General features: G+C 62.1%; 8 protein-coding genes. 3 read left to right on the forward strand and 5 right to left on the reverse strand.

Annotation, left to right across the window (positions count from 1 at the left end; genetic code table 11):
• The 3 genes from JWQ61_RS04840 to JWQ61_RS04850 all read left to right on the forward strand — a co-directional run.
• Nucleotides 1-285: hypothetical protein (locus JWQ61_RS04840; protein ID WP_369684881.1), on the forward strand; the 285-nt coding region annotated here is incomplete at its 5' end.
• Between the two features lie 150 nt (nt 286-435).
• The gene (gene prsT, locus JWQ61_RS04845; RefSeq protein ID WP_304359519.1) at nt 436-3,216 is read left to right on the forward strand and encodes an XrtA/PEP-CTERM system TPR-repeat protein PrsT; all 2,781 of its coding nucleotides are present in this window, start codon (nt 436-438) and stop codon (nt 3,214-3,216) included.
• Between the two features lie 270 nt (nt 3,217-3,486).
• Nucleotides 3,487-4,155: a GNAT family N-acetyltransferase gene (locus tag JWQ61_RS04850; RefSeq protein WP_304359520.1), complete on the forward strand. Its 669-nt coding sequence runs from the start codon at nt 3,487-3,489 to the stop codon at nt 4,153-4,155.
• Here JWQ61_RS04850 and JWQ61_RS04855 read toward each other — a convergent pair.
• From JWQ61_RS04855 to JWQ61_RS04875, 5 genes are all read right to left on the reverse strand, one after another.
• A complete protein-coding gene (locus JWQ61_RS04855; protein WP_304359521.1) occupies nt 4,152-4,805 on the reverse strand; it encodes a hypothetical protein in 654 nt (217 codons plus the stop codon). The two genes, JWQ61_RS04850 and JWQ61_RS04855, sit on opposite strands and share 4 nt — an antisense overlap.
• A gap of 132 nt (nt 4,806-4,937) precedes the next feature.
• Nucleotides 4,938-5,792 (reverse strand): PEP-CTERM sorting domain-containing protein, encoded by an 855-nt coding sequence (locus JWQ61_RS04860; protein ID WP_304359522.1) that lies wholly within the window; start codon nt 5,790-5,792, stop codon nt 4,938-4,940.
• A gap of 220 nt (nt 5,793-6,012) precedes the next feature.
• On the reverse strand, nt 6,013-7,617 hold the full coding sequence (locus tag JWQ61_RS04865; protein ID WP_304359523.1) for an FAD-binding oxidoreductase: 1,605 nt from the start codon (nt 7,615-7,617) through the stop codon (nt 6,013-6,015).
• A 19-nt stretch (nt 7,618-7,636) separates the two neighbouring features.
• Complete coding sequence (locus JWQ61_RS04870) at nt 7,637-7,939, reverse strand: hypothetical protein (protein ID WP_304359524.1); 303 nt, start codon at nt 7,937-7,939, stop codon at nt 7,637-7,639.
• Between the two features lie 104 nt (nt 7,940-8,043).
• Nucleotides 8,044-8,645, reverse strand: a 602-nt coding sequence (locus JWQ61_RS04875; protein ID WP_304359525.1) for a nucleotidyltransferase family protein, incomplete at its 5' end; no start/stop codon positions are given.

Raw genomic sequence — 8,645 nt, forward strand, 5'->3', positions numbered from 1 at the left:
TTAGCCGCCCTGATGCATGAAGTCGAGATCGAGGATCCGATCGATTTCGCCGACCTGCCGTTCGCCGAAAACGAGTTGCGCGAACTGGTCGCCTCGCACCTGTGCGAGATGGCCGGCGCCATGGAAAACTTCAGCACCGAGGATCGCCTGCTGACCTTGCTCGCGGTATCGGCCAAGCTGGTGCTGGAAAACCTGGTGCTGCACCTGCAACTGCTGCGCCGGCATGGACTGCCGGTAAGCGACGGCGTCGAGGCTTTACTGAGCCGGCTGCGCAAGCCTGAATAAGCCATTCAGACGCGCGCGAATAGCAACACTCCCCCGCAATTGTGGGAGAAATAACCCATTCCTTGAGGTATTATTAACAACGAAGAAACGAAACACCGAATACCTCAGCCCGCAGTGCGCCGCACAGGGCTCCAGACAAAGGGAATACATATGCTGCGTAGTGGAAACAAACGGGCCCTTGGCGCCTCCGTGATCGTCACGACCCTGATGCTTGCTGCCGGTTTGTCCGGCTGTGGGAAGACCGAATCGGCCGCCTCACTGATGGCTGAAGCGAAGCAATACCAGCAAAAAGGCGACAACAAGGCTGCCCTGATCCAGCTGAAGAACGCGGCTGCCAAGAATCCGGAAGACGCCGAGGTGCGCTTTGCGCTGGCCGGCCTGTACAACACTTTGGGCGACCCCGTGTCGGCCGAAAAGGAAATCCGCAAGGCCATAAGCCTCGGCATCGACGGCGCGCGCGCCGCGCCCGAGTTGGGCAAGTCCTTGCAGCTGCAGGGGCAGCCGCAAAAGGCGATCGATGAAACGTCGGCAGCGGCCGCCAAGTCCGACCCGGCGCTGCTGGCGGTGCGCGGCGACGCCTACCTGGCGCTGAACGACATCGTCAACTCCAAAGCATCGTACGAACGCTCGCTCAGCGCCAAGGCCGGCTACCCCTACTCGCTGATGGGCCTGGCGCGCCTGGCGATGCTCGACAAGGATACCGAGGGCGCCAACCGCTATGTCGAACAGGCTATCGCGGCCAATCCGCAGGATGCGTCAGTGTGGTTCTTCAAGGGTACGCTGATGCGCGCTCAAGGCAAGAACGCCGATGCGCTGGCCGCCTACAGCCAGGCCATCACGCTCAAGCCCGACCACCTGAACGCGCTGATGGAGCGCGCCAACATGGAAATCGCCGCCGGAAAGTTCGATGCTGCCAAGGCCGACATCGACGCGGCACGCAAGGTGGCCCCGGCGGCGATGCTTGTGACCTACACCCAGGGCCTGCTCGACTTTAGCCAGGGCAAGTACGCCGCCGCCCAGGAATCGCTGCAAAAAGTGCTGCGCTCGGCGCCCGAGCATATGCCCACAATCCTGCTGGCGGGCGCGGTCGAGCTGAATCTCGGTTCGCTGCAGCAAGCAGAGCAGCACCTGAAGAAGTACCTCGAGAAGTTCCCCGAGAATGCTTACGCGCGCAAGCTGCTGGCCGAGGTCCAGCTCAAGGGTGCGCAGCCGGCCGATGCCGTGGCTACGCTGTCACCGCTGCTCAAAGACGGCAGCCAGGACGCGCAGTTGCTGGCGCTGGCTGGCGAGTCGGCGATGCGGACGCGCGACTTCGGCAAGGCGTCCACCTATTTCGAGAAGGCCTCGACGCTAGCGCCGGCCTCGGCCTCGCTGCATACCTCGCTCGGCTTATCCAAGCTGGGCCAGGGCGATCAGGCCAAGGCGATCAGCGAACTCGAGCGCGCCACCGTGCTCGACCCGAAATCGGAACAGGCCAGCATTGCGCTGATCAGGGCCGAGCTGACCTTGAAACATTACGACAAGGCGCTTGCCGCCGCCAAGGTGCTGGTGGCGGCCCAGCCCGACAACGCAATCGCGCGCAACCTCGAGGGTGGCGTGCACCTGACCAAGGGCGACCGCCCCGCAGCCCGGGCCAGCTTCGAAAAGGCCGCCAGCCTGCAGCCGACCTTTTTCGCCGCCGTGATGAATCTGTCCCAGATGGACTTGGAAGACAAGAAGCCGGACGCGGCGAAGCAGCGCCTGGTGGCATTCCTGGAAAAGGACAAGAAAAACGTCGGCGCGATGTCGGCCCTGGCGGCCTTGGCTCAAACCCAGAACAATCCCGACGAGGCCACCACGTGGCTGGAAAAAGCCAACGCCGAGAATCCGGAAGCGGTCGCGCCGGCCATGCAGCTGGCAGCCCATTACCTGCGCACCAAGCAGCCGGCCAAGGCCTTGACCCTGACGCGCAAGATGCAGACCGCCAACCCGACCAACGGCGACCTGCTCGATCTGCTGGGCCAGGCTCAAATAGTGAGCAACGACCTGCCCGGCGCGCTGGAAACCTACAGCAAGCTGGTCAACGTGGCGCCGAAGTCGGCCCAGGCGCATCTCCGCCTGGCGGGGGTGCACATGCTGATGAAAAGCGAGACCGAAGCGACCAGCGACCTGAAGAAGGCGCTTGCACTGCAGCCGGGCTTCACCCCCGCCTATTTGGGGCTGGCCGAAATTGCGATGCGCAAGAATCGGCCGGACGAGGCAATCGCCTTCGCGCGTGAAATGCAAAAGCAGCAGGGCCAGGAGAATCTTGGCGTGCTGATGGAAGCCGACATCCTGGTGCAACAGAATAAACATGCCCAGGCTCTGCCGCTCTACGAAAAAGCATTGGCGCGGACCAAGCAGACCAAGGTCATGCTGACCATCCACGGCCTGCTGGTACGGACTGGCAAGCAGCAAGAGGCCGATCAGCGGCTTGCGCAATGGATGCGTGAACATCCGACCGATGTACTGGCCGCCATGTACGCCGCTGAAAGCAATATCGCCAAGAAGCAATACAAGGCCGCCATTCCGCAGCTGGAGGAGATCCTGAAGCACACTCCCGATAACGCCGCAGCGCTCAACAACCTGGCATGGACCTACCAACAGGAAAAGGATCCAAAGGCCCTCGAAACGGCCGAGCGCGCCTACAAGCTCGCGGGCGACGTGGCGCCGGTAATGGATACGCTAGGCGCTATCCTGACCGAGCGCGGCGACACCAAGCGCAGCGTGCCGCTGCTGCAAAAAGCGTCCGGTCTTGCGCCAAACGACCTCGATGTGCGTCTGCATCTGGCACAGGCGCTCGCCAAGTCCGGGGATAAAGCGAATGCTCGCAAGGAAGTTCAGCAAATCATTGCCAAAGGGAACGGTTTCCCACGGCTCGCAGACGCGGAGGCATTACTCAAGCAGCTATAAGTCCAGTTCCCGCTTCTTTTCCCGGCGGGACATTTCAGCAGGTGCGTGACATTTTTACCGTTCTATTGGCAAATAGTAATTTCTTTCTGGCATCTGCTTGCCAATAATGCTACGATGGTACCGATTGGTAGATCAATATGGTGCATCGATACCAATATGCGGAGAGAAAATATGAGCGTTTCCCTCGATCGTCCGAGACTGGTCGAAATTAGTTCAGAAGGCAGCGATTCGCCCTACGGCTCAGTTCGTGCGCAGGGGGGTGGCATAAACTTGTGTGATAACATTAGTGATGTGACCATCAACGAAAAATCTTTCGGAATACGGGTTGCCGATACCGACGAGGGGCGCAGTTCAGCTAGTCTGCTGATCAACAAGATGTACGCTTGGCGCGGCTACGCCGGCACTCACCGTATCGAAGACAATCCCAACCGCATCACACTCTCGGCTTCCGACAAAGGCGAGGTGGTGGGAACTGTCACGCTAGGCATAGACTCGCCGATCGGCATCCTGGCCGACGAGGTATTCAAGGACCAGATCGATCCGTTCCGCGCGCGCGGCGCCAAGGTATGCGAGATTACCAAGTTGGCGTTCGATCCGACCGTGCGCTCGAAAATGGCGCTTGCCTCGCTGTTTCACATCCTGTTCATTTACGGCCGGCGCATGCACAAGTGCACCGACGTGTTTATCGAGGTCAATCCGCGCCACCGCCGCTTTTACGAGACCATGCTGGGCTTTACCCGCTTGGCCGAATTGCGCAGCAATCCGCGCGTCGCCGCGCCGGCCTATTTGTTGTGGTCCAACCTGGATGACGTGCAGGAAAAGATCGAGTGCCTGGGCGGTACCAGCAACCACCCGGGGACCGAACGGTCGCTGTTCCCCTATTTCTTCTCTCCCAAGGAAGAAGCAGGTATCGCCAAACGCCTGATTTCGCTCGGCTAGCCGCCGGCGCTTTCACCTTCGCGCCCGGCACCCGGCGCCGCGCTGGTGGCTGCGGATTCGTAGCGTACCAGGATCGGCACCACTAGCCGGCGCAGGAACAGCCCCACCCCACCCCACAGGGTAATGAACCATAGCGGCACCCCGCCCGGCGGATTGCCGGGATAGTGCCATCGGCCGCTCAGCACGCCGGTGTATTCGATGGCCGCGCCGAACAGGATCAGGTAGCCAGTGTAGGCCAGGTCGAGGCGCTCATGGAACAGCACCAGCCCGACAGCGAGCAGCACGCCGGTCACCAGCAACAAGGTGTCGCCGTCATGAATACTGGCAAATGCCGCCGCGTACAGCAGCGCCAGGATCCATACCGTCGCGCGCTGGCCATGCGGCGCCGGCCCGTCCAGCACGCGGCGCGTGTGCAGCAGGTAGAAGCCCCACATGAACACTTCCCACACCGGCATGCCGAGCAGGTCCGGCGAGCTGAATGCGAAGATCCCCTGCTTCAGCGAAGCGGCGTTCATGGCGGTGAAGAACACGCACACCGCGACACAGAACACGGCCTCGACCCGGCTCAGGCGGCCGAAGGTGAGCGCCCACATCAGGACCAGCGCAGCCAGTATGGCCCAGTTGCCTGGCACCAGGGCTACGATTGCCATGGCGGCGGGAATTTGCAGCAGGAGGCGGATCGGTATTTGCATGGGAGTATGTAAACACTGCTGCCTGCGTGTTGTCAAGCATTCAAGAACAAAAAAGGCCTCCGAAGAGGCCTTAATCTGAAGCACTAGTGATTACTTCTGCTTGCGGCGACGGATCGCACCCATGCCGACCAACGCCAGACCCATCAGGGCCAGCGCGCCTGGTTCTGGCAAAGCGAACGCTTGTGCTGGATCGTCGATCTTTGCACCAATGATATTCGAATTGGTCGGATCGCTCCATTGCGTCAGCAGGTTGTAGCTGTTCTTGAACTTCAGGTCGGCCTGGCCAAAGGCGGTGTTGAAGAAGTCGGTGTCGAGCTTGTCAGCCCAGGCGCCACCGGCGGTGATGTCGATGTTGGCGAAGAAGTCCGACTGGCCGGTGAATCCGTCCTGGGTTGGCACCTGGCTGCCCGAGATGGTCACGGTTGGGTTGCTCGGATCGATACCGGCAGTAAAGACGATGTGCGCCAGGAGGGTGCCATCGGTGAAGCCGGTGGCGGTCGACTGGCTGGTGCGAATGCCTGCAGGTCCGTTCAGCGACACAGCGCCCATGTCGGTGTAGCTATAGGCGTCCATATCGCGCCAGTACAGATCCATGTAGCCGAGGGCGCCAGGGAATGGGTTGGCGGCCGTTGCAGGCGAACCTTGCTGGACACCGTAGAAAATACCGGTAACCTGGGCGCCGGCGCCGTCACTGAAGAAGGCAGGGCCCGATGGCGAAATTTGCGCGTTCGGCGTGACAACGACGCCCTTGCGCAGGGTATCGACGGTAAACACGCCCCAGCTGATTTCGTTGGCGTAGCCGGTGTTGGCGCCATTGACGGCGATTTGCTCTGCGCCGGTGAACTTGACAAAAAGTGGGCCGCCAGGCAGCGACTGCACTGGATTTGCAAAAGCGCTGATGCTGACGGACAGGCCGAGAGCGAAAGCGAGTAATTTGGATTTCATGATTTCTCCGGATTTTAGGAAGTGTAATTTAAAGGCTACATCACCGACATGAACTATTAAGCAAGTGGTGTGCCAGATATTCGCTGCATTTCCTAAATCACTGTAATTAAAGGAGTTTTCGAAGACCGAACCGTCGTTCTGGGAGCTTCGCCCGGATGATCTGCAAGCCACTGTAAGATTTTTCGACAGACATCAGGCCGCTAACAAGACTTATCTTTTCCTAACGATAACGACCGGGGGCAATCAGGCCGTGCGGATCGATGCCTTGGCGCAAGCGTTGATGGAAATTGTTCGACTCCTTCATCCTGTCGGCCAGCTTGGGCATCGCACCGACCGCAACCCGGTAGGGGAAGCAGCCTTGGGCATGGCCACGCTCAATCAGTTCGTGGTAGCAGGCCTGCGCCGCCTTGGCCGAGTCCGTCTTGTCGCGCGCGAAGATCAGCGGCACCGTACTGTCGAACAGCTTGTCGCTTAGCGACGTGAACGTTAGCAGCGGCTCCATCTCATGCTTGCTGGTTACTTCGGTGACCATATTGACGTAAGCGCGCGCGTCGGCCGGCCGCATCGGCACCAGCGGCGCGTACCAGATCAGGCCGCAGCCGTCGCGGGCCGGGTCGCGCGGGCTCGACTGCGCGGCGCCTGGGTTGCGCCAGTAGGCCAGCGGCAACGCGGTCTCGTTCGGCCGGCCGGAGACCAGCTCGAGCGACCGCGCCAGCGTGGCGGCGGTGCTGCTCAGGCGCTGGCCGGCGGCGCCTGGAATCCAGCGCGCCGCCGCCAGCAAGGTGTCGGCATTCTTTGCGTTCAGGAACAGCAGGCGGCTGGCAACACCGGACAGCGCCTGGCGGATTTCCTTTTGCGCCGCCGCGACCATGCGTTTGGTGCCGTACAGGGTGCCGAAGCCGGTCCACGGCATGATCTGGTACTGGCGACCGAGTTGCTCGATCGCTTCTGGAAGGATCAGCCCGTTGTCGCCGATGCGGTCGGCCGGATACGGCGCCGACATCGCCAGCACCCGGTGCCGGTTCATCAGGTTGATGCCGCCCACCGTGCCGGGCAGCTTGCCGAGGATGGTGCGGATACGCTCGACCGCGCTTTCCAGCAGCGCGTCGTCTTTCAGGCTGAACAGGCAGACCTTGGTGCATTCCGGGCGGCGCGCCAGCTGGATGCTCATCCTCGTGACGATGCCGAAGCCGCTCTGGGAAAACAGTCCAGCCGAATAGGCCCCGATGCCCCATTTGAACAGCCGCGCCAGATCGTCGCCGGCCGCCTCGTTCATCGCGGTGCGGTAGCGGCTGCCGTCGACCAGGATGGCCTCGAGGTCGGTCACTGCGGCAAAATGGTCGGTATACGGGGTAATGCCGTAGCCGCGCTCGAGGGCGTTGCCGAGCAGGCTGCAACTAGGACCGGCGCCGGTCACCGGTACCATGAACGGCAGCTTCTCCTTATCGAGATATGCGGCCAGCATTCCCTGGGTAACCCCGGGCTCGACGGTCACGACCCCCATGTCGGGATCGAAATCAAGGATCCGGTTCAGCCCGGACAAATCGATGATCGCAAACTCCTCGCGAAGCGCCTCGGTGGTGCCGTAACCCCAGTTGCGCCCGGTGCTGATCGGGTGAACAGCGATCAGGTTGCGCGAGGCAATGCGCATCACTTCGGGCAACGCCGCGCTGTCGGCGATCCGCAGTCCGGCCGGGATGGGGCGCGCTTGCGCCGCGGTGGTGTCGGCACCGTAAGCGGCCTGGGCCGCGAGGCCCAGCAGCACATTGTCGCTGCCGAGCAGGGTCTGCCATTCGCCGACGGCGGCGTCAAATTGTGTGGTCATCTGGTGCGCTAGTAGTTCGTCAAATATCTGGTTCGTCGCCCGCGGCGCCCTGGAGGCGGCGCGGCAAGTGTTGGTGCAGCTGTCCGATCAGCTCGGAGGCGGCACACACGATCTGGCTGGCGCCGAATCCCGCCTTGGTCATTTCTTTAAAAAATGACTTGGCCAGGATTTTCGCCGCCTCGTGCGGGTGCTTGTACGCGGTCCGCACCGGGTCGCCGACTTTTTCCTCTACTTGCCGCATGTCCTGGGGCAGCGCCAGCTGCGCGAAACGAAAATCAGGCCTTGCAGCTGCAGGTATCAAGTGATTATCAGCATGGTTCATGATCGATTCATGTCGGTCGGACACAGCCATGGAAAAATGTTGGCCTTGATCTTATGTCATTAGCGCCGTCGATGCCAGTTGAAAAAAGCGTGACCGGCACCGCTTCAGGGTTCCGGCGCCGGTTTCGGGGTGAACAAGGCCTTGTGCATCAAGTGACGCGCCAGCATCAGCGGCGGCATGCGCAGCCAGTTGCCGCGGATATACAACAGGAACAGCGCGCTCGACGTCAGGCGGTCCGAACAGCTAGCGTGGCGCGGCAGCAGCGCGCGGCCGAACAGCTGGTCCATCAGCGCCAGCAGCAGCCGGTTCGGCGCGGCCGGCCGCAGCGCCGCCAGCACCTCGGTTGGTACCGGCGTATTCAGCACGGCCGCAGCATGGCGCAGCGCGTAGAACAGCGGTCGATCCAGCTGCATTTCACGGGCACGCCCCGGCAGCTGGCGCCAGAAAGCAGGGTCGGCGCCGAAGCGCTGCAGCAGGCGGTGGATGTCCACGAGGTCGCGCAGCCCGTGGTCGAACTCGCCGTCGTAGAACAGGTGCACCGCGCTGTGCAGCACCATGTCGACCGGCGCCAGCACCTGCAGGCCTGGGTGCCCCGCCACCGCCACCGCGGCGGCGCGCAGCAGCGCCGGCTCCGGACGCAGGCGCGCCGTTTCCGGCAGGATCGCGTGGTGCACGTCGATCAGGCTCATGCGCCTGACGTGCTGCA

This window comes from Collimonas fungivorans (assembly GCF_028292705.1).
GTDB classification, from domain to species: Bacteria; Pseudomonadota; Gammaproteobacteria; order Burkholderiales; family Burkholderiaceae_D; genus Collimonas; species Collimonas fungivorans_B.